The following is a 23,021-nucleotide window of genomic DNA, read 5'->3' as shown; positions in this document are numbered from 1 at the left end:
CCCGTGCCCATCTACGCTGTCGGCGACAAAGTCCCGCGCATCCACCCCACCGCCTTCATCGCCCCGACCGCCACCGTCGTCGGCGACGTCACCATCCACGCCGGCGCCTCCATCTGGTACGGCGCCGTCGTCCGCGGCGATACCTCGTGCGTCGTCATCGAGCGCGGCGCCAACGTGCAGGACGGCGCCGTCGTCCACAGCCGGGCCGGCAATCCCGCCCTCATCGGCGAGGAGGTCTCCATCGCCCACGGCTGCGTCGTCCACGGCGCCACCATCGGCGCCCGCGCCCTCATCGCCAACGGCGCCATCGTGCTCGATGGCGCGACCGTGGGCGAAGGCGCCCTCGTTGCCGCCGGCGCCGTCGTCGCCCCCGGGACCGTCATCCCCGCCGGCATGCTCGCCGTCGGCGTCCCCGCCGAGGTGAAGCGCCCGCTCGCCGGCACCCCCGCCGAGGAATGGGTCCGCACCGGCCCGGAGCGCTACGCCATGCTTACCGCGCTCCACCGTGCCGGCGTCCGCGAACTCAACCGCGCCGACGTGCCCCCGCCCGGCGAAGCCTGACGCCGCCTCACAGCTTCAGCCCGAGCAGCTCCCGCGTCACCGTCCCGTCCGCGTGCACCGTGACGTGCACCCACGTGATCCGCAGCTTCACCTTCCGCGTGCCCGTCTCGACCCACACCTCGTCGCCCTTCTCCCACCGGTAGTCCGAGTCGATCGTGCAGTAGTGCTCGCCCTTGCTCCCGCTGAACGGGTCGGCTTCGTAGAACGACGTCTTCACCGCGTCCCCCTCGTTGCGAACGATTCCTTCAGCGCGAGCCTACCCGTTCGCCCGCCACCGCTGAAGCCCGCAAACGAACGCCGGGGCGCTGCCCGCAGGCAGCGCCCCGGCCGGCATCCTGCCGGGCCCGGGCCAGGGGGCCCACCCGGGTCCGGCGGTCTCGCGCCTCAGGCCAGGCGGAACTTCCCTGCCGCGGCCGCCAGCGCGCTCGCCATCTCCCGCATCTGGGCCGCGGTCGCGGCAAGCTCCTGCGCCTGCGCCGAAAGCTCCTCCGTCGAGGCCGAAACCTCCTCCGCCGAGGCGCTCGTTTCCTCGCCCGTCGCCGAAATCTGGAGGATCGCTTCGGTCACCTTCGATGTGCCCGCGGCCATCTCGCCTGCGCCCTGCGCCGAATCGCGCGCCAGCTCCGCAATCTGCTCCGCCGAGCTCACGATCCGCTCAGCGCCCGCGGCCAGGCCCTGCACGTCCCGCGCAATCTGCTGCATCCGCTCCGCCGACTGCTCGACCGTCCCGATGATCGCCTGGAGCGCCTGCCCGGCTTCCGCGGTAATCCGCTGGCCCTGCTGCACATCCCGCACCCCGGCGGCCATCGCCTGGACGGCCTCCTGCGTCCCCTGCTGCACCTTCGCGATCAGGTCCGCAATCTCCTTGGTCGAAGCGCTCGAGCGCTCTGCCAGCGACCGGACGTTCTCGGCCACCACCGCGAACCCGCGGCCCTGCTCGCCGGCGCGCGCAGCCTCGATCGCCGCGTTCAGCGCCAGGAGGTTCGTCTGGGCCGCGATCTCGTCGATCGTCTTCACGATGTCGCCAATCTGCTGGCCGTACTCGCCCAGCATGTCCACCGTCTTCGAAGCGCGCTCCACCGCCGCGGCAATCGACTCCATCGCCGCGACCGCCTGCCGCACCGCAGCCTGGCCCTGCTGCGCCGCACGGCGCGACTCCTCCGCCGCCTCGGCGACCTCGCCCGAGGCCCGCGCGACCACCTGGATCCGCTCGCCCATCTGGGCCGCTTCGTCCCGCGACTGGCCCGCGGCCGCCGCCGATTCCTGTGCGCCCGCAGCCACCTGCTGCGACCCGCTCGCCACCCGCTCCACCTCCCGTGCGCTCTCCTGCGAGAGCGACGAGAGCGCCACGGTCGAACGCGTCACCTCGTTGATGGCGGTCGCGATCTGCCCCGTCGCCGCGGCCATCTGGTCGCTCGCCTCGCCGAGCTGCCCCGCCGCACTGAGAATCGCGTCGGCACTCTGTTGGACGCGCGTCACCAGACCGAGGAGGTCCGCCACCATCCGCTGAAGGGCGTTCCCCAGCGCGTCGTCGTGGCCGCGCGGCCGCACCTGCGAGGTCAGGTCGCCGCTGGCTACCCGGTCGGCAACGCTCACCATCTCCTTGAGGTAGCCGGTCATCTCCGCGAAGGCCTGCGCGGCTTCGCCCAGCTCGTCCTTCGAGCGGACCGCCACCTCCACCTGGACATTCCCCCGGGCGATCGTCCGCGCAGCGTCCCGCACCTCGCGCGCCGTCCGCGCCATCGACCGCGCCAGCCAGGACGCCAGTCCCAGCCCGGCGGCAGCCGCCCCCACCGTCAGCCCAATCAGGAGCGTCCGCGCTGTTGCCGTCGCGGAGTTGGCCGCCTCCAGCGAATCCGTCGCACTCCTGTCGTTGAAGTCGGCCGCGTCCTCGAGCGCCCGGTTCATCTCATTGATGGCGTCCGTCATGGCGGCCGCGGCCTGCTTCGCCTCCGCCTCCTTGCCCGCTGCCAGCAGGTCAAGCACCTGCGTTCGCTGGGCAATCACCCCATCGACTTTCTCCTCGACCGCCTTCCACTGCGCTGCATCCTCTGCGCTGGCGAACGTCTGGTGGTAGTCCTGTGCGGCCTGTTTTGCCTTCGCCATCTCTTCGCGCGAAAGGTTGATGAAGTGCGACCGCTTTGACGGGTCGCTCTCGAGGAATGCGCGCTTCTCCTCCCACGCGCTCCTAATCATGTTCGCATTGGTGAGCAGCGCGTACTTCACGCCCAGCGTGTTCTCCCGGTACAGCGCATCGGTCCGCTGGCCCGCCGCCTGCACCTGCACAATGCCGATGACCGCCACCGCCGCGTTCAGCGCCAGCACCACGCCGAACGCCAGGAGCAGCTTCGTCTGCACCTTCAAGTTCATGAACCACGACATGGCTCGTCCTTCGAATACCCGGATTCGCACCTTGCTGAGCGGGCGCTACGCAGATATTCAGAAGTCGTCCAGCCCGCGCGTATCCGTGATCTCCCTGCCCCGGACGGCACTGGCCCAGTATTTGCGGCTCAGGCGCCCTTTCCGGGCTCTTCGTCCGCAGCCCGGACATCCGCCCCCCGCCGCGTCGCCCGCCCCGGCGCCAGCCGCTCCTCCCCCAGCAGCTCCTCCATCGATGCCAGCGCATGCGCCCGCTCGTTGTACCGCCCCCGCAGCTCATCCCGGACCGACCCCTCCCACAGCGGCACCCCCAGGAAGTACGCGGCCCGCCCCAGCAGATGCGCCGCCACCGGCGCCGTCATCGCGATGAACACCGCCGCCGCAATCACCCGTGTCGTCACCGCCAGCTCCCCGAACTCCACCGCCGCCGCAGCCAGCAGCAGCCCCACGCCCAGCGTCGCCGCCTTCGTCGTCGCCTGCATCCGCGTGAACAGGTCCGGCATCCGCAGAATCCCCAGCGCCGCCACGAACATCAGCCCCGAACCGGCCACCAGCAGCACCGCCACGGCTGCGTCAGCCATCGCGCCGCTCCCCGGGGTGGCTCCCCTTCTCGATGTAGTACGCGAACGCCGTCGTCGCCAGGAACGTCACCAGCGTCAGCACAATCCCCACGTCGAGGTACGCGGTCCTGCCCGTGGCAATCGCATACACCGTCAGCAGTCCCAGCCCCTGGATGGTCAGCAGGTCCAGCGCCACCACCCGGTCCGGCAGGCTCGGCCCGCGCACCAGCCGGAATCCGGCCAGCAGCGCGCCCGCGCAGAGCAGCGCCACCGCGATCACCTCCGCGGCGTTGCCGTCCAGCACCCCGGTCATTCCACCAGCTCCTTCACCCGCCGCTCGAACCCCTCCTTCTGCTCCCGTCGGAACGCCTCCGGGTCGCGCACCCACATCCCGTGCACGTACAGCGTCTTCCGGTCCTCCGAAACGTCGAGCGCCAGCGTCCCCGGCGTCAGCGTCATCACGACCGCGAAGAACGCAATCGGCCCGTCCCCTTCCAGGTCGAGCGGAATGCCCACGACTCCCGGCGCAATCGGCGGCCGCGGCGAAAGCACATCCCGGGTCACCCGCAAATTCGCCTTCACCAGCTCCACGACGAAAAACACGGCGAAGGCGGCCACCTGCCGCGCTTTCCGCAGGTAGTCCGTACCCGCGCCGCCGAGGAAGACGAGCACCCCGAGCCCGATCGCCATCCCGACCGCCAGCTGCGTCCCCGAAACGACGCCGCTCAGCGCCGCCCACGCGCCTCCCAGCAGCAGCACCCAGAGCAGCCCTTTCATCGGGCACCCCCAAGCACGGCATCGATATATCCCTGCCGGTCGAACAGCTGCTCGCCGGCCATCGCCATCGGCCGCCACCACCACTCCGCGCCCACCCCCATCGCAATTGCCAGCGCCGCGAATGCCAGCACCGGCACCCACGACGGCGCCCCCACCACGCCCTCGCTCACCGCCCCGGCCGGCGCTGGCTTCAGGAACGCCTCCGTCCAGATCTTCACCATCGAGAAGAGCGTCAGCAGCCCCACGCCCAGCATCACCCCCGCCGCAGCGTACTCCCGCGTCTCGATCGCCGCCCGCACCATGATGAACTTCGCGAAAAACCCCGAGAGCGGCGGCACGCCCGCAAGGCTCATCGCCGAGACGAAGAACGTTGCCGCCAGCCACGGGTGTGCCCGCGCCAGCCCGCCCAGCTCTCTCAGCTCGTAGCTCCCCCGCAGCCGCCGCACCACCCCTGCGATGAAAAACAGGTTCGTCTTCGCAATGATGTTGTGCACCATGTAGAAGAGCGCCCCGCCCAGTGCCAGCGGCGTCGCGAGCGCCAGCCCCATCGTCATGTAGCCGATCTGGCTGATGATGTGGAACGAGAGAATCCGCTTCATATCCTGTTGGGCCGCCGCCCCCAGCACCCCGCTCACCATCGTCGCCGCCGAGATCCAGAACAGCAGCTCCCGCGTGTACCCCGCGTCCTGCGTGAAAATCAGCGTGAACACCCGCAGCAGCGCGTAGACCCCCACCTTCGTCAGCAGGCCCGCGAAGAGCGCCGCCACCGGTGCAGGCGCCACGTGGTACGAGGCCGGCAGCCAGGAGTACAGCGGGAAGACGGCCGCCTTCAGCCCGAACGCCACCAGGAACAGCATCGCCACCACCGTCGCATACCGCGCCTCCGCGCTGTCGGCCGCCACCCGCACCGCCAGGTCGGCCATGTTCAGCGTCCCTGTCGCCCCGTACAGCAGGCCGATGCCCGAGAGGAACATCACCGAACCCACGAGGTTCAGCGCCACGTATTTCATCCCGGCCTCGAACTGCGGCCGCTCCCCGCCGATCACCAGCAGGACGAACGACGCCATCAGCATCACTTCGAACCAGACGTACAGGTTGAAGATGTCCCCGGCCAGGAACGCCCCGCTCACCCCCATCAGCAGCACCTGGATGAACGCGTAGTACCCCGCCCGCAGCCGGCCGTCGTCCACCACCCGGAACGAGTAGACCGTCGCCGCGAGGCCCACCGCCCCGGTGACGGTCACCATCACCGCTGAGAGCATGTCGGCCACCAGCACGATGCCGAACGGCGCGGGCCAGCCGCCGACCTCCAGCACGTGGATGCCTTCCCGCCAGGTCCACGCCAGCAGCGCCGCCGCCGCCGCAAGCAGCGCCCCGCTCCCCGCCAGCCCGATCGGCGCCTGCCACCGCGGCCGCCCGAGCGTCAGCATCCCGGCGACCGCCGCTGCCAGCGGGAGCACCACCGGGAGCGCCAGGAGCAGGCTCATCCGTCCGCCTCCTCGGCCTGGACCTTCACCGGCGGGGGAGGCGGCTCCGTCGTCGTCAGCGCGTCGATGTCGTCGCTCCCCACCGAGCGGTACACCCGGTACGCCAGCACCATCGCAAACGCCTGGATCGCAAACCCGATGACGATCGCGGTCAGGATCATCGCCTGCGGCAGGGGGTCGGCCGTCCCCGCCCGCAGCGCCGTCTCTCCTCCGCCGATGAGCGGCGGCTCGCCGCGCACCAGCCCCGCCGCCGTGAAGATGAGCAGGTTCGTCCCGTTCGTCAGCAGCGCCAGCCCGATGACGACCTGCGCCAGCGTCCGCCGCAGCAGCAGGTACAGCCCGCACGCGTACAGCCAGCCCACCGTCACCGCCAGCAGCAGCTCCACCGCTACTCCTCCTCGCCCATCAGCGGGATGATCACGGCGAGCGCTACCCCGATCACCACGAGGTACACCCCGACATCGAACAGCAGCGGCGTCCCCAGCTTCACCTCCTCGCCGCCCACGTCCACGCTGATCCACTGCCCCGCCATGAACCCGTCCCCGGCGGCCGCCCCCGCAAACGCGCTTGCCAGCGCAATCGCCAGCCCCAGCGGGATGAGCACCAGCGGCGACACCCGGGTCGCCCGCCAGCCGGCCATCGGCTCGAATGCCACAGCAACGAGGACGAACGCCGCCGCCGCCATAATGCCCCCGGCGAACCCCCCGCCCGGCGCATTGTGCCCGCGCCAGAGCAGGTAGAGGCTCGCCATCAGCAGCAGCGAGGCAAGCAGCCGCGCCATCGTCCGCAGGATGCTCGAGTTCACCGCTGCCCCCTCCGCACCCGCAGCAGCGCATACACGCCCAGCGCCGCCGTCCCGAGCACCACAATCTCCCCGAGCGTATCTAGCGCCCGGAAGTCCACGAGGATGACGTTCACCACGTTCCGCCCGAACGCCTCCACGTACGCCGTCTCGCCGAAGTACCGCGAAATCGGCTCGCCATCCCGGTGCCCCAGCGAGGCCAGCACCAGCACGCTCATCGTGACGCCCACCGTCAGGGCGATCGCCCCGTCCCGGAGCCGCCGCGGCAGCGGCCCGCGCTCCACCAGCTTCGGCAGCCGGTAGAACACCAGCACGAACAGCATCACCGAGAGCGTCTCCATCACGATCTGCGTGAGGGCAAGGTCGGGTCCGCCGAAGAGCGCGTAGATGATCGCCACCCCGAAGCCGACCGCACCCAGCGCCGTCACCGCCGCCAGCCGCGACATGTGCACAATCGCCGCCGTCGCCCCGGCGATGACCGTCGCCGCCGCCACCGCCTCGTAGAACGCCGGCTCGGTCCACTCCCGCTCCAGCGACCCGCCCCACCGCACCAGCGCCGCCGCCACCAGCACCACCGACGTCAGCAGCACCGCGCCGATGTACCCGCGGAGATACCCCCGCTGCATCCAGACCGTATGGAACCGGGCGGCCCGCTGCATCCCGTAGTACAGCCAGTCATACACCTTCGGCCCCGAAGGGAACCACCGCGCGCCCATTAGCCGCGCGGTCGGCCGCGTCAGCCGCGGCGCTCCCAGCCCGGCCCCGATGCCCGCCGCCACCGAGGCAGCGCTCAGCCCGAGCGCCGCGTTGAACCCGTGCCACAGCTTTAGCGAAACCTTCACCGGCTCCCCGGCCGCCGCCGCTGCCGCCGGCGCGATGAGCCGCCCCTCGATGACGCCCGGCGCCAGCGCCAGCCCAATCGACAGCGCGCCGAGCACCAGCGGCCCCGCCAGCAGTCCCGCGCTCCCCTCGTGCGGCGCATGCGGCGCGCGTTCCGCCCCGAAAAACGGCCGCAGCAGCACGACCCCGGCCGCCGTGAACAGCGACCCCGAAACCACCAGCGCAGCGACCGCCCACGCGCCCGCTGCCCCCGCCTCCTCCAGCCCGGCCTCCAGCGCCGCCTCCTTCCCGATGAACGACAGCACCGGCCCGAACCCGGCCAGGCCCACCGCGCCCGCTGCGACCGCCCCGAACGTCCACGGCATCGCCCGCCGCAGCCCGCCCAGCTCCCCGACCATCCGCGTCCCCGTCCCGTGGTCGATCGTCCCCGCCGTCATGAACAGCGCGCCCTTGTACAGCGCGTGCCCAACCACGAACACCATCGCCGCCTTGAGCGCCAGCTCAGACCCCAGCCCGATCAGCATCGTCAGCAGGCCGAGCGCACCGACCGTCGTGTAGGCAAGGATCCGCTTCAGGTCCTCCTCGTGCAGCGCGACGAACGCCCCCACAGCCAGCGTCGCCGCCCCCGCAGCCGTCACCGCCGGCCGCCAGCCGTCGAGGTCCCCCAGCACCGGGTTCAGCCGCGCCAGCAGGTATACCCCGGCCTTCACCATCGTCGCCGAGTGGAGGTACGCGCTCACCGGTGTCGGCGCCGCCATCGCGCCCGGAAGCCAGAAGTGGAACGGCACCTGCGCCGACTTCGTGAACGCCCCGAGCAGCACCAGCACCATCGCCCCGTTGGCCAGCGAACTCGCCGCCACCGCCTCCGCCTGCATCTCCGAAATCCGGTACGTCCCCGCTGCCTGCCCCAGCACCACGAGCCCCGCCAGCAGCGCCAGCCCGCCCGCGCCCGTCACGAGCAGCGCCTGCACCGCCGCCTTCCGCGCCTTCAGCTTCTCCTGCTCGAACGAAATCAGCAGGAACGACGTGATGCTCGTCAGCTCCCACGCCACGAACAGCGTGACCACGTCGTCGGCGAATACCACCCCGAGCATCGCGCCCATGAAGGCGAGCAGCGTCGCCTCCAGCCGGCCCGCCCCCGCCTTGCCCGCCATGTACGCCTCGGCGTACACCAGCACGAGCGCCCCAATCCCCGCGATCAGCAGCCCGAACAGCAGCGCCAGCCCGTCGGCCCGGAACGCCAGCGCAATCCCCAGCGCCGGCACCCACTCGATGCTCCACGTCAGCGGGTCCCCATCCCTCGCCCGCTCCAGCAGCGTCAGCAGGTAGACGAACACCCCCGCCGGCACAAGCGCAAGCGCCGCCCCGCGCCACCAGCGCCCCGGCAGCGCGGCGGCAACGGGCACGGTCCCGAACACCCCGGCAAGCGCGAGTGCGAGCCCCACTGGCCCTCCCCGGTGCGAACTGAGCGGCCGGCGAAACCTCGCCGGCCGTCGAACGTCCTGCCAGCCGTCGCCCGGTGCCGGGGCGCGGATACGGGAGCGCGGCCCGCCCAGTCGGGCCTCGCGGAGGCGTCTCGGGCACCCGCCTCCGCTGCCATCCTTCCATTCCTACCTTATCTGAACGTCGAGGTTCGCTCCAAGATCACGAATGTCGCAAAATTCACGAATCGGGTTCGCCCCGTTCCGCCCCACCTACCCCGCCGAGGCGCTCCGTGGCCGCGAACGCACCCTCCTCCACGCCCCCCGCAGACCCGCCCCTGGGCGCCCGTCCCCGCCTGCGCGACTTCGGCCTCGCCCCCCTCGTCGTGCTCTTCGTCCTTAACGCCGTCGACGAGCTCGACCGGGCCGTCCTCGCCGTCGCCATGGAGGATATCCGCCGCGACTTCGACCTCGCCGACTGGGCCGTCGGCCTCCTCCCCCTTGCCGTCGTCTTCATCACCGGTGTCATCTCCCTGCCCGCCGGTAACTGGGCCGACCGCTGGCGCCGCGTCAGCATCCTCTCCGGCGGCGCCATCGTCTGGGGCGGCGCCGGGCTCCTCGCCTCCGTCTCCCAGAACTTCGTCCAGCTCTTCCTCACCCGCGCCCTCCTCGGCTTCGGCCAGGGCACCATCGTCCCCACCCATGCCAGCCTCCTCTCCGACTACTACCCGGTCAGCGTCCGCGGCCGCGCCCTCGGCTACCACCGCTCGGCCAACCCCCTCGGCCAGGTGCTCGGGGCCATCCTCGGCGGCGCCATCGTCGCAGCCCTCGGCTGGCGCTGGGGCTTTGCCGCTGCAGCCGTCCCCGGCCTCCTCCTCGGCATCTACGCCCTCCGCCTCCGCGAACCCCGCCGCGGCGAGGCCGACCTCCTCGTCGCCGCAAAACAGGACCCCCTCTTCGCCGCCTTCCTCCAGGACCCGCCCGATAAGCTCGGCTTCCGCCAGAGCCTCGACACCATCTTCCGCATCCGCTCCCTCCGCCTCCTCATCTTCACGAACGCCGCGTTCGGATTTTCCCTCTTCGGCGTCGTCTTCTGGATTCCCGCCCTCTTCGAACGCGAGTTCGGCTTCTCCACCACCGGCGCAGGCGGCGCCCTCGCCGCGCTCGCCCTCGCCGCCTTCGTCGGCACCTGGTACGGCGGCCCCTTCGCCGACCGCAACGTCGCCCGCGGCTTCCGCTACCTCGGCCGTATCGGCGTCGTCGCCACCATCATCCTCACCATCACCTGGACGCTCGCCTTCCTCATGCCGAACGCCGCCCTGTGCCTCCTCTTCCTCTCGTTCGGAGCGTTCATCGCCTCCCTCGGCACGCCCGGCCTCATCTCCATCGTCGCCGCCGTCTCCCCGCCGCGCGTCCGCTCGCAGGCCTTCTCCGCCTTCGGCCTCGCCCTCGCCGTCTTCGGCGCTGCCGCTGCGCCGCTCATCGTCGGCGCCATCTCCGAGCTCCTCCAGTCCTCCGCCGGCATGGCCGAAGGCGAAGCCCTCCGCTGGGCCATGCTCTCCGCTACCACCGTCGTCATGGCCTTCGGCGCCTGGCTCGCCTACCAGGCCAGCCGCACCTGCGCCGAAGACGCCCAGCGCACCATGGCCGCCTTCCTCGCCGATTACCAGCGCCGCGCCGCCGAGGCGGCCGGCGCCCGCTGACTACCGCTCCCCGAGGAACGGGTTCGGCACCGCCTCCATCCCGAAATCCTCCGCCACCGGCCCCGCAATCAGCGCCCCCCGGTACGTACTCAGCGCCTCCGCCAGCGCGCGGTCCCGCGCCAGCGCACCCTCCACACCGTAGTTCGCCAGCGCCTCCACGTACGGCAGCGTCGCGCTCGTCAGCGCCTGCGTGCTGGTCTGCGGCACCGCCCCCGGCATATTCGTCACGCAGTAGTGCACCACCCCCTCCTCCACGTACGTCGGCGCACTGTGCGAGGTCGGCCGGCTCGTCTCTGAGGCCCCGCCCTGGTCGATCGACACGTCCACCAGCACGGCGCCCTCTCCCATCGACCGCACCATCGGCCGGGTCACGACCTTCGGCGCTGCGTGTCCCGGAACCAGCACCGCAAGGATCGCCAGGTCGGCCCCGGCCAGCTCCTCCGCCACCGCCTGCGGCGACGAGACCCGCGTCCCGATCCGCCCGCCGAAGTTCTCCTGCAGGTACGCCAGCCGCGAGAGGTCGCGCGACATCACCATCACCCGCGCTTCGAGCCCCATCATCACCCGCGCCGCCGCCGTCGCCACCTGCCCCGACCCGAGAATCACCACCCGTCCCGGCGGCACGCCCGCCACGCCGCCCAGCAGCTTCCCCCGGCCGGGTCCCGGGTGCTTCAGCAGGTGCGCGCCGATCTCTGCGGCCATCCGCCCCGCCACCTGCGACATCGGCGCCAGCAGCGGCAGGCTCCCGTCCGCCTTCCGCACCAGCTCGTACGCAATCGCCGTCGCGCCCGATGCCGCCAACCGCTCCGTGAGCGTCCGGTCCGCCGCCAGGTGCAGGTACGTGAACAGCGTCAGCCCCGGCCGCAGGAAGCGGTACTCCTCCGGAACCGGCTCCTTCACTTTCACGATCAGGTCGCACGTGCCCCACACCTCCTCCGCCGTCGGCACCACCCGCGCCCCCGAGGCGATGTACGCCGCGTCGCTGTGTCCCGAGCCTGCCCCCGCGCCGCTCTCCACCAGCACCTCGTGCCCGTGCAGCACCAGCGCGTGCGCCCCTTCCGGCGTCAGGCCCACCCGCAGCTCGCCGTCTTTCCGTTCGCGAACCGTTCCGACACGCATTCCGGACACCTCCAGCGCCCATATCCTGCCACGTTACGCATCCGTCACGCCGAATTCAGGGTTTCCCCAACCCTCCCGCCACTCCGCGGAGCGGCCGCGCTTGCCGATGCCCATGGCGAACCCTTCGGCGCCGGAGGCACCACCGTGCACGCCCCTCACCGTCCCCGCTCACGCACCGCCTGGCGGTCCCTCGTCGGCCTGCTCGCCCTCGCAGCCTGCGCCTGGGGCATGGCCGCCGCTGTGCTCTTCGGCTCGACGGGCGCCGTCGCCGAAACCGAACCGCGCTTCCGCGATGTCGAGACCGTGTTCCTCGTCCCCCACGGCGGCGAGTGGTACATCGTCAAAATCGCCTTCTTCATGTACGACGACGGCTCCGGAAACTTCGCCGAAGCCGCAGACAACGCCCGCCGCGAGATGATCGCCCGCTTCCCCGGCGCCTACGAAATCCCGCCCGGCTCTGCCTCCGCCGCCTACGTCACCAGCGGCTTCAAATGGACCTCGGGCACCGCTTCCTGGGCCTATAACGGAGCCGGGGCGTACGCCGGCGTCGCCGCCCAGGCCCAGTCTGCCATGCAGGCCGCCGCCCAGACCTGGTCGATGGCCGGCGCCAGTTTCGCCTTCACCGGCGGCGGAACCACCACCGCCGGGACCGGCGCCTGCGGCGGCTCCAGCGGCGGCCTCGATGGCCAGAACACCGTCGGCTGGGCACCCCAGGGCGGCTCCGTCCTCGCCGTCACCTGCTCCTGGTACTCCAGCACCGGCAGCCCGTACCGCGCCGCCATCGAATTCGACATGCAGTTCGACCCCGACTGGAACTGGACCACCGGCTCCCCTGCCACGGTCGATCTCCAGAGCGTCGCCCTGCACGAATTCGGCCACGCGCTCGGCCTCAATCATTCGTCCGACTTCTCCGCCGTCATGTACGCCAGCTACCCCTCCGGGGCCATCAAGCGCACCCTCACCCAGGACGACCGCGACGGCCTCTATGCCATCTACGGGCAGCAGGGCGGCGGCTCTACCCCCACGCCCACCCCCACGTGGACGCCGTCGCCGACCCCGACCGCCACGCCCTCGGCCAGCCCGTCCCCGTCGCCGACCCTGACCGGCACACCGACGAACACCCCCACGCCGACCCGCACGCCCACAAGCACCCCAACGCCCACCTGGACCCCGCCCGCCGGCGGCTCCACGCCCACCCCGCCGCCCACCATGCCGCCGACCGCGACCCCCACGCCGCCGGCCTGGCCCACCCCCACACCGACCTCCCCGCCCACGGCCACGCCGACCCGGACTCCGCCCCCGCGCCCCTCGGCCTCGCCCACGCCGCGGCCGTCCCTCCCCGTGCTTCCCGGCGCCAACCTCCTCACCTGGCCCGGAAACGACGCCCCGCCCGCTGTCGCCCTTGCCGGCCTCCCCGCCATCCGCGCGGTCTACGAGTACGACCCCTTCACCGGCCAGTGGAAGCGGTACGTCGCCGGCGCACCAGCCTACCTGAACACCATCCCGCTCCTCCAGAACGGCCGCGTCTACTGGTTCCTCGCCGCCGCGCCGGCCACCATAAGCGTCGAACCGTAGCCGCCCGCCCGCGGAGCCGCCCGTGACCCGACCCGGTCGCATCCTCCTGGCCGCGCTCGCCCTCGCCGCCCTCCTCCCGGCCGGCGGGCGCGGCCAGCCCGGCTCCGCAGGCGCCGAAACTCCGGCCGCCATCCCCTGGACGCTCCTCATCGAACGCCCCGGCGGTGCCCGCGCCCGGCTCGACTTCCTCGTCGCGGCCCTCACCCCCGCCGATGCCGAACGCGCCGTCGCGGCCGCTCTCCGCGCCCTGCCGGTCGTCCCCGCTGCGCCGGGCGTTTCCGCCGCCTGGCGCCCCTGGGGCTGGGCCTGGTCCGACGCCGAACTGCCCGTGCCCGTCGCCTACAACCCCGCCGGTGCCCCCTCCGTCGTCGGCCCCCAGGCCGTCATCGCCGGCCTCCGCGCCTGGTCATCCGTCGAAGGCTCCCGCTTCGCCTTCCGCTACGCCGGCATCACCGACCGCACCGCTTCCATCCTCGACGCCGGCCCCGACGGCGAAAACGTCATCTCCTGGGCCCACCTCCCCTGCGACCGCGGCTGCGTCCTCGGCCTTACCAGCAAGGAGGAGGCCCGCGAGGTCGACATCCTTCTCAACAGCAACCCCAACGCCCTCGCCGAACTCGGCCTCGATACCGTCCTCGACTGGCGCACCGTCATCCTCCACGAACTCGGCCACATGGCCGGCCTCGACCACTCCTGCCCCGCGCCCTGGGGCCCCTGCACCCCGGACGAGGTCGCCGCCGTCATGTACTTCCAGTACACCGGCACCAACCGCGTCCTCGCCCCCGACGACCGGGCCGGCCTCCGCGCCCTCTATCCTGCCGAACCGCCGCCGTCCGGCTCCGCCCGCCGTGTCGCCCTCGAACCCGGCTGGAACCTCCTCGTCGCGCCGCCGGTACCGCCCGCCGACCTCGCCGCCCGCCTCCCCTGCCTCGTCGCCGCCTACGCCTTCGATGGCGCGGCCTGGCTCCGCTGGGCCCCGGAACTCCCTGCCCAGCTCCGCACGCTCGCCGTCTTCCCGTCCGAAGTCCCCGTGTGGCTCCTCGCCTCCGGCGCCTGCGCCGCCGATATCGCCCCGTCCTAGCGATACCGCGCTTCGTCCAGCACCAGGTACATGAAGTCCCGCTCCTGCGTCCGCAGGAACCGCCCCGGCGCATCCGGCATCGCCTCCATGAACCGCTCCGGCTTCACCGAGCCGTCCGGCTGCGGGAAGAAGAGCGACGTCAGCACGTAGGGGCTGTTGATGTCGAGCTGCATCGCGTACTCCGCCCCCGCCGCCCAGAGCGCCTTCGCCAGCGTCTCCGCGCTCAGCGAATTCCCCGCCGCCACCAGCAGGTTCCCGTCCTTCGTCACCCCAATCCCCGACCGCCACGTGATGAATTCCGACGAGTTCACCTGCACGTACCCCCAGGTGTCGTTCCCCTCGGCCGTCCGCCTGCTTACCTCGCCCCGGTCGACCAGCAGCACCGCGTTCTGCCGGCACGCCTCCATCCGCTCCGGGTCCCAGGTCAGGTCGCGCCCGTACTCGCCCATCACGAACGTCCCGTCCTTCTTCGTGCACACCGTGGCCAGCCCGTTCCGCAGCCGCTGGAACTCCTTCCCGTGCGCCACCATGCCGAAGTTCCCGTGGTCGCCCTTGAACCCGCCGTTCCACGCCGCCACCAGCCGTGGCACGTCCTCCGCCGGGATTGTCCCCGGCCCCTTTACCCCCCGGCTCCCGCCCGGGTCCACCGTCCCCGCCACCAGGTGCAGCCGCACCCGCCGCGCATCCACCAGCAGCACCCCGACCAGCGCGTACGGCCGCGACGGGTCCGGCCGGAAGAACGTCTTCGCCATCAGCGGGTCCGAAGGCGTCGTCCGCGGCAGGCCGGCCGTCGACCAGGTCCCCTCGCCCGGCTCCGGGTTCGAACGCAGCTGCTTCGTCGGGGGGAACGTCATCGGCACCGGCAGGAACGCGTCCGGGTTCGCTCCCCGGTCGACCCCCCGCGTCCCGGCCCACACCACGACCGTTCGCGGAGGCGTCCGCTCCACATACGAAACCCGCACCTCCTCCGTCGCGAACGGGTTCGTCTCCGCGCCGAGCAGCCGGTAGCGCGCCTTCTGCACCCGGTCCTCGATGGCGAAGAACCAGCTCTCCACCCGCGCCGTCCGCTCGTCGCCGATCGTCGCCCGCAGCGTGTCCGCAACCTGCGGCGCGATCCGCTCCTTCTGCGAATAGGCCAGGCCGCCCGCCGCCAGCAGCAGCACCGCCAGCCCGGCGGCCGCCCGTCTCCACGTCAGCCGGCGGCGCGGGGCCGCTTCTCCAGGCCCGGCGGCAGCCGCCTCCCCGGCGGCTCCCTCCGCCGCCGCCATGGCGCCGTCTCCCTCGGTCTGCCGCCGGAACGGAATCCCCCCGAGCACGGCCGCGAGTCTAGCACGCGTCTCCATCGCTGCAATCGACAACGCGCCAGCCGGCCCAAAGGTTCCCGCGCCGCTCTACACTGTCCCTATGCGCATCCTCGCGATCGACGTTGGCACCGGCACCCAGGACATCCTCCTCTTCGACAGCAGCGGCCCCATCGAAAACTCCCCCAAGATGGTCCTGCCCTCCCCCACCGCCATCGCTGCGTCCCGCATCCGCCGCGCAACCGCTGCTGGCCGCCCGCTCCTCATCACCGGGACCATCGCCGGCGGCGGCCCCTGCGCCTGGGCCCTCGAAGACCACCTCCGTGCCGGCCTCCCCGCCTTCGCCACCCCCGATGCCGCCCGCACCTTCGACGACGACCTCGACCGCGTCCGGCAGCTCGGCGTCGCCATCGTCAGCGACGACGAAGCCGCCCGCCTCGACGCCGACCGCGTCATCCTCCGCGACCTTGACCTCCACGCCATCCGTACCGCACTCGCCGCCTTCGAAGTCCCCGGCGACTTCGACGGTATCGCCGTCGCCTGCCTCGACCACGGCGAGGCGCCGCCCGGCACCTCCGACCGCATCTTCCGCTTCGACCACCTCGCCCGCACCGTCCGCGCCCGCAACGACCTTCTCGCCTTTGCGACTGCGCCCGAGGCCCTCCCGCCCTACCTCACGCGCGCCCGGGCCATCGTTGCTGCGGCCGCCCGCGAGGCCCCTGCAGCCTTTATGGATACCGGCCCCGCAGCCGCGCTCGGCGCCCTCCACGATGAGCGTGTCGCGGCCTCCGGCGAATGCCTCGTCCTCAATCTCGGCAACATGCACCTCCTCGGCTTCCACCTCCGCGGGCGGACCATCGCCAGCCTCTTCGAACACCACACCGGCGAAGTCACCGGCGAACAGGTCGAAACGTTCACCCGCCGCCTCGCGTCCGGCGAACTCACCAACGATGAGGTCTTCTCCACGAAAGGCCATGGCGCGCTCCACATTGACCGCAGCCTCGTCCGGCCCGGCCTGCCGCCGGTCGTCGCCGTCACCGGCCCCCAGCGCGGCCGCCTCGCAGGCTCCGCCCTGCGCCCGCTCTTCGCGGCCCCCTTCGGCGACATGATGATCGGCGGCTGCTTCGGCCTCCTCCGTGCCTTCGCCGAGGTTCACCCCTGGGCCCGCGACGCCGTCGAAGCCCGCCTCGGCCCCCTCGCCGCCTGACGCTCCCTCACGCCGAGCGCCGCGTCGGCTCCCAGCGCACCACGTTCTTCCCCGTCCGCTTCGCGAACAGCAGCAGGTCATCCGCCCGCCGCAGCACGTCGTCAAGCGTTTCGCCCGGCGCCCGCACCGCGCACCCCACCGAAATCGACGAGGGCGTGTCCCGCTCCACTGCCGCCCGCAGCCGCTCCGCGACCTGGAGCGCCTGTGCCAGGTCCGCGCCTGGCATCGCCACCACGAACTCCTCGCCGCCGTACCGCGCCAGCAGGTCCCCCTCGCGGATGTTCGCCCGCAGGACCCGCGCCACCCGCGCCAGCACCGCGTCGCCGTGCAGGTGCCCGTGCTCGTCGTTCAGCCGCTTGAAGTCGTCGATGTCCATCATCAGCACGGCATACCCGAGCTCCGCATCCGCGCGCAGTTCGAGCTGGCTCAGGAAGTGCCGGCGGTTCGGCAGGCCGGTCAGCGGGTCCGTCTCCGCCAGCACCCGCGCCTGCCGCTCCGCTTCCCGCCATCCGGCCCCGACCTTGTGCGCCAGCGACGCCATCGTCGCCGCGATGACCAGCATCGTCGCCTGGTCCGGGTTCACCGGTGCGCCGCCGGCCCGCCACGCGGTGACCCCCTGCGCCACGGCGAGGTTCGCCAGGATGAACACCGCCGTCCGCGCGAACTCCCAGCCGTGCATCCGCCGCGCGTAGCCCACCAGCGCGTACAGGTAGGCCGCCCAGAACGGCGAAAGCGGATTCCCCAGCAAGATCCATCCCGAAGAGATGCAGCTCACATCCAGCAGCGGAATGAGCGCCTCGATCGCCCGCACCGGCCGGTGCGACGCACGCCGCCGCACCACGTACACCACCCGGAAAATGTGGTACGCCGCAATCCATGCGACCGCTGCCCGGCTTGCGGCCGAGTGGTCGCCGAACCATCCCAGCAGCTCCCCGGCGACGAAGAAGGCCGCGATGGTGCCCTGCAGCGCCATCACGTGCAAATCCTGTCGCGCCCGCTCCTCGGCGGGCACCCCGGGGAGCGCTCGTTCGGACCTGCCGGAGCGATGCTCTTCCCGTTTCACCTTCTACCCGCTAGTTCGGCCGCCGCAGCCCGGCAGGTGAGTGGCGCTTGCGTGACGCCACGGGAACACCCCCTCCAACCTCGTCCGTTTCGATCCGATAATCTTCCCTTCCCGTCAGCGCCCGTCGCCCGCGTTCCACGCCCGGTCCAGCGCCTCCGTCAGGTGGAGCACCTCCGCCCTCAAGCCCGCCTCCCGTACCGCGCCGAGGTACTGCAGGTGGCACCCGGGATTCGCCGTCACCACCGCATCCGGCCGCGCTGCCGCGAAGGCCGCCGCCTTCCGCCGCCGCAGCTCCCGCGACATCCCGGGCTCGACCACCCCGTACAGCCCCGCTGCCCCGCAGCACGTGTCCGCGCCCTCCGTCTCCACCAGCTCGCACCCGGCCAGCGCCCGCAGGAGCGCCCGCGGCTCCTTCCGGATGCCCTGCACATGCGCCAGGTGACAGGCGTCCTGGTACGCGACCCGCGCTGCCAGCCGGCCATCCGGCAGCCTTCCCCGCCCGGCAAGCCACTCCGAGAGGTCCCGTACGCGCGCCGCGAACGCCGCCGCCCGCTCCCGCCACTCCGGCTCGCCGGCGAGCAGCTGGGGATACTCCTTCAGCGCCGCGCCGCAGCCCGCCGAATTCACTACGACCGCGCCCTCTGTCCGCTCGAAGGCCGCGATGTTCGCCTTCGCCAGCCGCCGGGCAAACGCCAGGTCCCCCTCGTGGGCGTGGAGCGCTCCGCAGCACCGCTGCGCCTCCGTCGCCTCGACCCGCGCTCCCGCCCGCTCCAGCACCCGCACCGTGGCCCGGTGAACCTCCCCGAAGAGCTCCCGCATCACGCACCCCGTGAACAGCTGCACCGGCTCCCCCTCCGCGACCCTGCCCCCCTCGCGCACACCCCGGAACGGTGCGCCCTGGTTCGCCGGCAGCTGGCGGGCCAGCTCCCGCAGCCTCCCCGGGAGGGCGCGCTCCGCCGCCCCGCGGAGCCGCCAGCCCGCGAACCAGCGCACCGGCGCCGTCGCCGCGGCCAGCACGCGCGGCCGGGCCACCACCTGCCGCAGCACGAACCGCCGCAGCCGCAGCCAGGCCCGCCCCGATGGCGGCGCCGCCTGCACCTGCGCCCGCGCGTGCTCCTGGATCCGTCCGTACGGCACCCCGCTCGGGCAGACCGCCTCGCACGCCCTGCACTGCAGGCAGCGTGACCAGTGCCCCTGCACGGCCGCGTTCAGCTCCGCGCGTCCTTCCTCCACCAGCTTCGCCAGCTGAATCCGCCCCCGGGGCGACTCCGCCTCCAGCCCGGTCACCAGGTAGGTCGGGCAGGCCGTCAGACAGAGCCCGCAGTGCACGCACCGCGCCAGGTCCTCCGCCGCCGGCGCATCCTCCGGCTTCGGCCAGCGGCTCACCCGTCCTTCCGTCCCGCCGCGCTCAGAGCCCACCGATGAACCTCCCCCGGTTCCACCGGCCCTCCGGGTCGAACGCCCGCTTCGCCCGCGCAAACAGGTCGAAGCTCTCCGGCGCGTCGCCCCACGGGTCGACGTCCTCCCGGTAGCGCGGAGGCATCCGCTCGACGACCACGTGACCCCCCGCCGGCGCCAGCAGCCGCCGCACCGCTTCGACCACGCCGCGCAGCTCCCGCGAGGCCGCGCCCTCGCGCCGTCCCGCCACCGCCCGCACCATCCCCGCCAGCGGCCGCACGATCAGCAGCCCCGGCCGGCCGCGCCGCAGCCCGTCCGCCGCCGGCTCGAGCAGCGACCACGGCGCCGCCGCCCGCACGCTGACCACGTCCTCCTCCCGGAAGCCCGCGTCCCGCATCTGCTCCGCCCTGCCCGGCGCCCATGGCCGGGCCTCCCGCCCGCCGAGCACGCCCAGCACCGCCGGCATGGCCTCCGGCGCCAGGCGCAGCGCCAGCACCGTCCGGCCGCCCTCCTCCACCACGTCCGCCACCTCGGGCCGCGCACCTGCCGCCGTCACCCGCCGCACCAGCTCCAGCCCCGTCGCGAGCGACCCCACCTCCCACTCGGCCTCCAACGCTTCCCGCACCGGCCACGTGCGCAGCGCCGCCTCGGTAATCACCCCCAGGCAGCCGAACGACCCGCACCACAGCCGCACCAGGTCGTACCCCGCCACGTTCTTCACCACCCGGCCCCCGGCGCGGACCAGCTCCCCGTCGCCGCGCAGCACCGCCATCCCCAGTACCTGGTCGCGCGGCGCCCCGAAGCCGCTCCGCTGGGGGCCGGCCATCGCCGCAGCCAGCGTCCCGCCCACCGTCGCCCGCGCGGGCAGCGGCGGGTCAAGCTTCAGCTCCTGCCCGCGCTCCCGGAGCACGCCGTTCACCTCGGCGATCGTCAGCCCCGCCGGCACCACGGCGGTCAGGTCGTCCGGCTCGTGCCGCACCTCGCCGCGCAGCGCCTCCCCAAGCTCCACCGCCCGGAACGGCTCCGCCGGCGGATAGCCGATCTCCAGCAGCGTCCCGCCGCCGACCGGCACCAGTGACTCCCGCGCACCCCGAACCAGCGCCGCCAGCTCCGCAAGGCTCGCCGGCCGCTCGATGCTCGAGGGCGCTGCGCCCGCCACGAGCACCATCGCCTCAGACATACGCATCCGGCCCCGCCGCCCGGACCGCGCGGTCGTGACGCGCCATCTCGCCGCAGCCCGTCCCGCCCGGGAACACCTTGCACGGGTTGAACAGCCCCGCGTCTGCCCCGAAGACCTGCCGGAGCCGCGCCATGTTCTCCAGGTCCGCCGCGCCGAATAGCCACGGCATGAACTCCCGCTTCTCCGCCCCGATGCCGTGCTCGCCGCTCAGCGTGCCCCCTTCCTCAACGCATACCCGCATGATCGCCGCCGCCGTCTCCAGCACCCGCGCCGCCGCTCCTGGTTCCCGCTCATCGAACAAAATCAGCGGATGCAGGTTCCCGTCGCCCGCGTGGAAGACGTTCGCAATCCGCAGCCCCGACTGCGCCGAAATCTCGCCCACCCGCTCCATCACCGCCGCCAGCCGCGAGCGCGGCACCACCCCGTCGACGATGTAGTAGTTCGGCGCCAGCCGGCCCAGCGCCGGGATCGCCCCCTTCCGCCCCCGCCACAGGAGCGCCCGCTCCTCCTCGCTCTGCGCTGTCCGCACCTCCGATGCGCCGTGCTCGAGGCACTCCGCCCGCACCCGGCCCGCCTCCGCTTCCACCTGCCCCTGCAGCCCGTCCAGCTCCACCAGCAGCACCGCGCCGGCCCCCGGCGGATACCCCACCCGGAACCCGGCCTCCACCGCCTCGATGCACAGCCGGTCCATCATCTCCATCGCCGACGGGATGATCCCCCGCGCGATGATGCTCGAAACCGCCTCGCACGCCTGCGCCACCGTCGGGAACGCCGCCAGCAGCGTCACCACCGCCGGCGGCACCGGCAGCAGCCGCACAATCACCTTCGTCGCAATGCCGAGCGTCCCCTCGCTCCCGATAAACGCTCCCCGCAGGTCGAACCCGAACGGGTCCGGCGCCCGGCCGCCCAGCCAGCGCAGCTCCCCCGCCGCCGTCACCACCTCCAGCCCCAGCACGAAGTTCTGCGTCACTCCGAGCGCAAGGCAGTGCGGCCCGCCCGCGTTCTCCGCCACATTTCCCCCGATCGTGCAGGCCGCCTGCGAACTCGGGTCCGGCGCGTAGAACAGCCCGTACTTCGCTGCCTGCCGCGAAAGCTCCAGGTTCGCGACGCCCGGCTCCACCACCGCCACCCGGTCAACCGGGTCAATCTCCAGGATGCGCCGCATCCGCGCCGTCGAGACCACCACGCCCCGCTTTGCCGGCACCGATCCCCCGCTCAGCCCTGTCCCCGCGCCCCGCGGCGTCACCGGTACGCCGAGCTCCAGGCAGGCCCGAACCACCGCCTGCACCTCTGCAGCCGTCGCCGGCAGCGCGACCGCATGCGGCACCGACCGCTCGACCGTCCCGTCGAATTCGTAGGTCGCCAGCTCCTCCGGCCGCCAAACCACGGCGTCCTCGCCGACCGCCCGCCGGAGCGCCGCGATCAGCTCACGCCTCGTCGTCATCGCTCGCCTCGGCCGAGGCCCTGCACTCCCGGCACAGCCCGAACACCGCAAAGTGGTGCATGTCCGCCGCGAAGCCCAGCTCCGCCAGCAGCCGCTCCTCCAGCGGCCGGAAGTATTCCGGCCCGATCTCGTCCACGTGCCCGCACACCGAGCAGATCAGGTGGTGGTGCGGCTCCTCCGGCGACCACTCGAACAGCACATCACCCGACCCCATGTCCGTCGAGGTCACCAGCCGCATCCGCCTCAAAGCGTCCAGCGTCCGGTACACCGTGCTCAGGTCCACGAAGGGATGCTCCCGGTGCACCTCCTCCGCAATCTCGGCCGCGCTCATGTGCCGCCCTCCATGGCGCAGCGCCCGCACGATCACCAGCCGCTGGGGCGTCAGCCGAAAGCCCGCCCGCCGGAGCGTCTCCGCAATCTCACTGTCGCAGCTCACGAACGAAGTCTACGTCCGCCGGCCCCGATGCGCCTGCCGGGCAACCTCCTGCCGGTCGAACTTTCAGGCATGACCTCCCTCGAAGAGCTCGATGCCGCCTGGCTCCGCGCCGCCCGCCAGCGCGCCGCTGCCGGCCGCTGGGAGCGCGACGCCGATGAGGTGTTCGCTGCCCTCAGCTCCGCGCCCCGCGCCGCCACGCCCCCAGGCGCCTTCCACTGCCCGGCCTGCCCGGCGCGGCCGCCGCTCGCCTCGTACCGCCGGCCCGGCGGCGGTTCTCTGGCACCCATCCACGTCTGCGAAACCTGCTGGGGCGCCTGGGTGCCCGACGCTGTCGTCGCGGCCGGCATCCCGCCCGATGCCGTCCCGCCCGCGGTCGCCGTTGCCGGTCCCGCCCCGCGCGGCCCGGCACCCGCAGCCCACCCGGCCCGCCCCTGCCCCGCCTGCACCGCCCCGATGGAGCACATCCCCGCCGCCGGCACCGTCCTCGAGCGCTGCCCCGCCTGCCGCTCGACCTGGTTCGATACCGGCGAGCTCGCCGACGTCTACGCCCTGTCGCCGCGCCCGGCCGGCTCGCCCGACGCCGTCGCCGCATCCGAAACTGCGCCAGCCCCGGCGTGGCAGGTCGTCCTCGACGTCGCCATGCTGCTCCTCGCACCCCACCTCCGCATCCGGCGGTTCTTCTAACTG

General features: G+C 72.6%; 22 protein-coding genes. 6 read left to right on the top strand and 16 right to left on the bottom strand.

Annotated features, from left to right (window positions below):
* Nucleotides 1-3: 3 nt before the first annotated feature.
* The gene (locus Tbon_RS03825) at nucleotides 4-561 is read left to right on the top strand and encodes a gamma carbonic anhydrase family protein (RefSeq protein WP_158066385.1); all 558 of its coding nucleotides are present in this window, start codon (nucleotides 4-6) and stop codon (nucleotides 559-561) included.
* 7 nt (nucleotides 562-568) lie between these two features.
* Here Tbon_RS03825 and Tbon_RS03820 read toward each other — a convergent pair whose 3' ends face one another.
* The 9 genes from Tbon_RS03820 to mbhE form a co-directional block, all read right to left on the bottom strand.
* Nucleotides 569-778, bottom strand: a complete 210-nt coding sequence (locus Tbon_RS03820) for a hypothetical protein (RefSeq protein ID WP_158066384.1) — start codon at nucleotides 776-778, stop codon at nucleotides 569-571.
* Between the two features lie 167 nt (nucleotides 779-945).
* Nucleotides 946-2,943 (bottom strand): methyl-accepting chemotaxis protein, encoded by a 1,998-nt coding sequence (locus Tbon_RS03815; protein ID WP_158066383.1) that lies wholly within the window; start codon nucleotides 2,941-2,943, stop codon nucleotides 946-948.
* Between the two features lie 128 nt (nucleotides 2,944-3,071).
* Entirely contained in the window at nucleotides 3,072-3,521 is a 450-nt protein-coding gene (gene mnhG / locus Tbon_RS03810) for a monovalent cation/H(+) antiporter subunit G (protein ID WP_158066382.1), read from the bottom strand.
* Nucleotides 3,514-3,813: a monovalent cation/H+ antiporter complex subunit F gene (locus tag Tbon_RS03805; protein WP_158066381.1), complete on the bottom strand. Its 300-nt coding sequence runs from the start codon at nucleotides 3,811-3,813 to the stop codon at nucleotides 3,514-3,516. The genes mnhG and Tbon_RS03805 overlap by 8 nt, the downstream gene beginning before the upstream one ends.
* Nucleotides 3,810-4,277 (bottom strand): Na+/H+ antiporter subunit E, encoded by a 468-nt coding sequence (locus tag Tbon_RS03800; RefSeq protein ID WP_158066380.1) that lies wholly within the window; start codon nucleotides 4,275-4,277, stop codon nucleotides 3,810-3,812. The genes Tbon_RS03805 and Tbon_RS03800 overlap by 4 nt, the downstream gene beginning before the upstream one ends.
* On the bottom strand, nucleotides 4,274-5,764 hold the full coding sequence (locus Tbon_RS03795; protein WP_158066379.1) for a proton-conducting transporter transmembrane domain-containing protein: 1,491 nt from the start codon (nucleotides 5,762-5,764) through the stop codon (nucleotides 4,274-4,276). Before Tbon_RS03795 ends, Tbon_RS03800 begins: the two co-directional genes overlap by 4 nt.
* Nucleotides 5,761-6,150: a Na+/H+ antiporter subunit C gene (locus tag Tbon_RS03790; protein WP_158066378.1), complete on the bottom strand. Its 390-nt coding sequence runs from the start codon at nucleotides 6,148-6,150 to the stop codon at nucleotides 5,761-5,763. Before Tbon_RS03790 ends, Tbon_RS03795 begins: the two co-directional genes overlap by 4 nt.
* 2 nt (nucleotides 6,151-6,152) lie before the next feature.
* Entirely contained in the window at nucleotides 6,153-6,569 is a 417-nt protein-coding gene (locus Tbon_RS03785) for an MnhB domain-containing protein (protein WP_158066377.1), read from the bottom strand.
* A complete protein-coding gene (mbhE, locus tag Tbon_RS03780) occupies nucleotides 6,566-8,851 on the bottom strand; it encodes a hydrogen gas-evolving membrane-bound hydrogenase subunit E (protein ID WP_158066376.1) in 2,286 nt (761 codons plus the stop codon). Before mbhE ends, Tbon_RS03785 begins: the two co-directional genes overlap by 4 nt.
* Before the next feature lie 269 nt (nucleotides 8,852-9,120).
* On the opposite strand from mbhE, the gene Tbon_RS03775 reads away from it, so the two are divergent.
* Complete coding sequence (locus tag Tbon_RS03775; protein ID WP_192498121.1) at nucleotides 9,121-10,530, top strand: MFS transporter; 1,410 nt, start codon at nucleotides 9,121-9,123, stop codon at nucleotides 10,528-10,530.
* Here the strand turns inward: Tbon_RS03775 and ald are convergent, their stop codons facing one another.
* Nucleotides 10,531-11,649, bottom strand: coding sequence for an alanine dehydrogenase (gene ald, locus Tbon_RS03770; RefSeq protein ID WP_158066374.1), 1,119 nt, complete (start codon nucleotides 11,647-11,649; stop codon nucleotides 10,531-10,533).
* Nucleotides 11,650-11,793: 144 nt separating this feature from the next.
* Between ald and Tbon_RS03765 the strand changes: the two genes are divergently transcribed.
* Together Tbon_RS03765 and Tbon_RS03760 are read left to right on the top strand one after the other, a co-directional pair.
* On the top strand, nucleotides 11,794-13,224 hold the full coding sequence (locus Tbon_RS03765) for a matrixin family metalloprotease (RefSeq protein ID WP_158066373.1): 1,431 nt from the start codon (nucleotides 11,794-11,796) through the stop codon (nucleotides 13,222-13,224).
* Between the two features lie 22 nt (nucleotides 13,225-13,246).
* The gene (locus tag Tbon_RS03760) at nucleotides 13,247-14,305 is read left to right on the top strand and encodes a matrixin family metalloprotease (protein ID WP_158066372.1); all 1,059 of its coding nucleotides are present in this window, start codon (nucleotides 13,247-13,249) and stop codon (nucleotides 14,303-14,305) included.
* Here the strand turns inward: Tbon_RS03760 and Tbon_RS03755 are convergent.
* Nucleotides 14,302-15,621 (bottom strand): phosphodiester glycosidase family protein, encoded by a 1,320-nt coding sequence (locus Tbon_RS03755; RefSeq protein WP_192498120.1) that lies wholly within the window; start codon nucleotides 15,619-15,621, stop codon nucleotides 14,302-14,304. The two genes, Tbon_RS03760 and Tbon_RS03755, sit on opposite strands and share 4 nt — an antisense overlap.
* An 88-nt stretch (nucleotides 15,622-15,709) precedes the next feature.
* Between Tbon_RS03755 and Tbon_RS03750 the strand changes: the two genes are divergently transcribed.
* A complete protein-coding gene (locus Tbon_RS03750; protein WP_158066370.1) occupies nucleotides 15,710-16,813 on the top strand; it encodes a DUF1786 domain-containing protein in 1,104 nt (367 codons plus the stop codon).
* Nucleotides 16,814-16,820: 7 nt separating this feature from the next.
* On the opposite strand, the gene Tbon_RS03745 is transcribed toward Tbon_RS03750, so the two are convergent.
* The 5 genes from Tbon_RS03745 to Tbon_RS03725 form a co-directional block, all read right to left on the bottom strand.
* On the bottom strand, nucleotides 16,821-17,786 hold the full coding sequence (locus tag Tbon_RS03745) for a GGDEF domain-containing protein (protein ID WP_225734736.1): 966 nt from the start codon (nucleotides 17,784-17,786) through the stop codon (nucleotides 16,821-16,823).
* A gap of 204 nt (nucleotides 17,787-17,990) precedes the next feature.
* Nucleotides 17,991-19,295 (bottom strand): (Fe-S)-binding protein, encoded by a 1,305-nt coding sequence (locus tag Tbon_RS03740; protein ID WP_192498119.1) that lies wholly within the window; start codon nucleotides 19,293-19,295, stop codon nucleotides 17,991-17,993.
* Nucleotides 19,285-20,454 (bottom strand): FAD-binding oxidoreductase, encoded by a 1,170-nt coding sequence (locus tag Tbon_RS14340; RefSeq protein ID WP_192498118.1) that lies wholly within the window; start codon nucleotides 20,452-20,454, stop codon nucleotides 19,285-19,287. Before Tbon_RS14340 ends, Tbon_RS03740 begins: the two co-directional genes overlap by 11 nt.
* Entirely contained in the window at nucleotides 20,447-21,898 is a 1,452-nt protein-coding gene (locus Tbon_RS03730) for an FAD-binding oxidoreductase (protein ID WP_158066366.1), read from the bottom strand. Before Tbon_RS03730 ends, Tbon_RS14340 begins: the two co-directional genes overlap by 8 nt.
* Nucleotides 21,882-22,334, bottom strand: coding sequence for a Fur family transcriptional regulator (locus tag Tbon_RS03725; protein WP_158066365.1), 453 nt, complete (start codon nucleotides 22,332-22,334; stop codon nucleotides 21,882-21,884). The genes Tbon_RS03730 and Tbon_RS03725 overlap by 17 nt, the downstream gene beginning before the upstream one ends.
* 69 nt (nucleotides 22,335-22,403) lie before the next feature.
* On the opposite strand from Tbon_RS03725, the gene Tbon_RS03720 reads away from it, so the two are divergent.
* Nucleotides 22,404-23,018: a zf-TFIIB domain-containing protein gene (locus tag Tbon_RS03720; RefSeq protein ID WP_225734698.1), complete on the top strand. Its 615-nt coding sequence runs from the start codon at nucleotides 22,404-22,406 to the stop codon at nucleotides 23,016-23,018.
* The last annotated feature ends 3 nt before the right edge of the window (nucleotides 23,019-23,021 follow it).

Origin of the sequence: Tepidiforma bonchosmolovskayae, from assembly GCF_008838325.1 — a bacterium.
In the GTDB taxonomy this organism is placed as follows: Bacteria; Chloroflexota; Dehalococcoidia; order Tepidiformales; family Tepidiformaceae; genus Tepidiforma; species Tepidiforma bonchosmolovskayae.
This window is presented reverse-complemented; position numbering and strand designations above follow the sequence as displayed.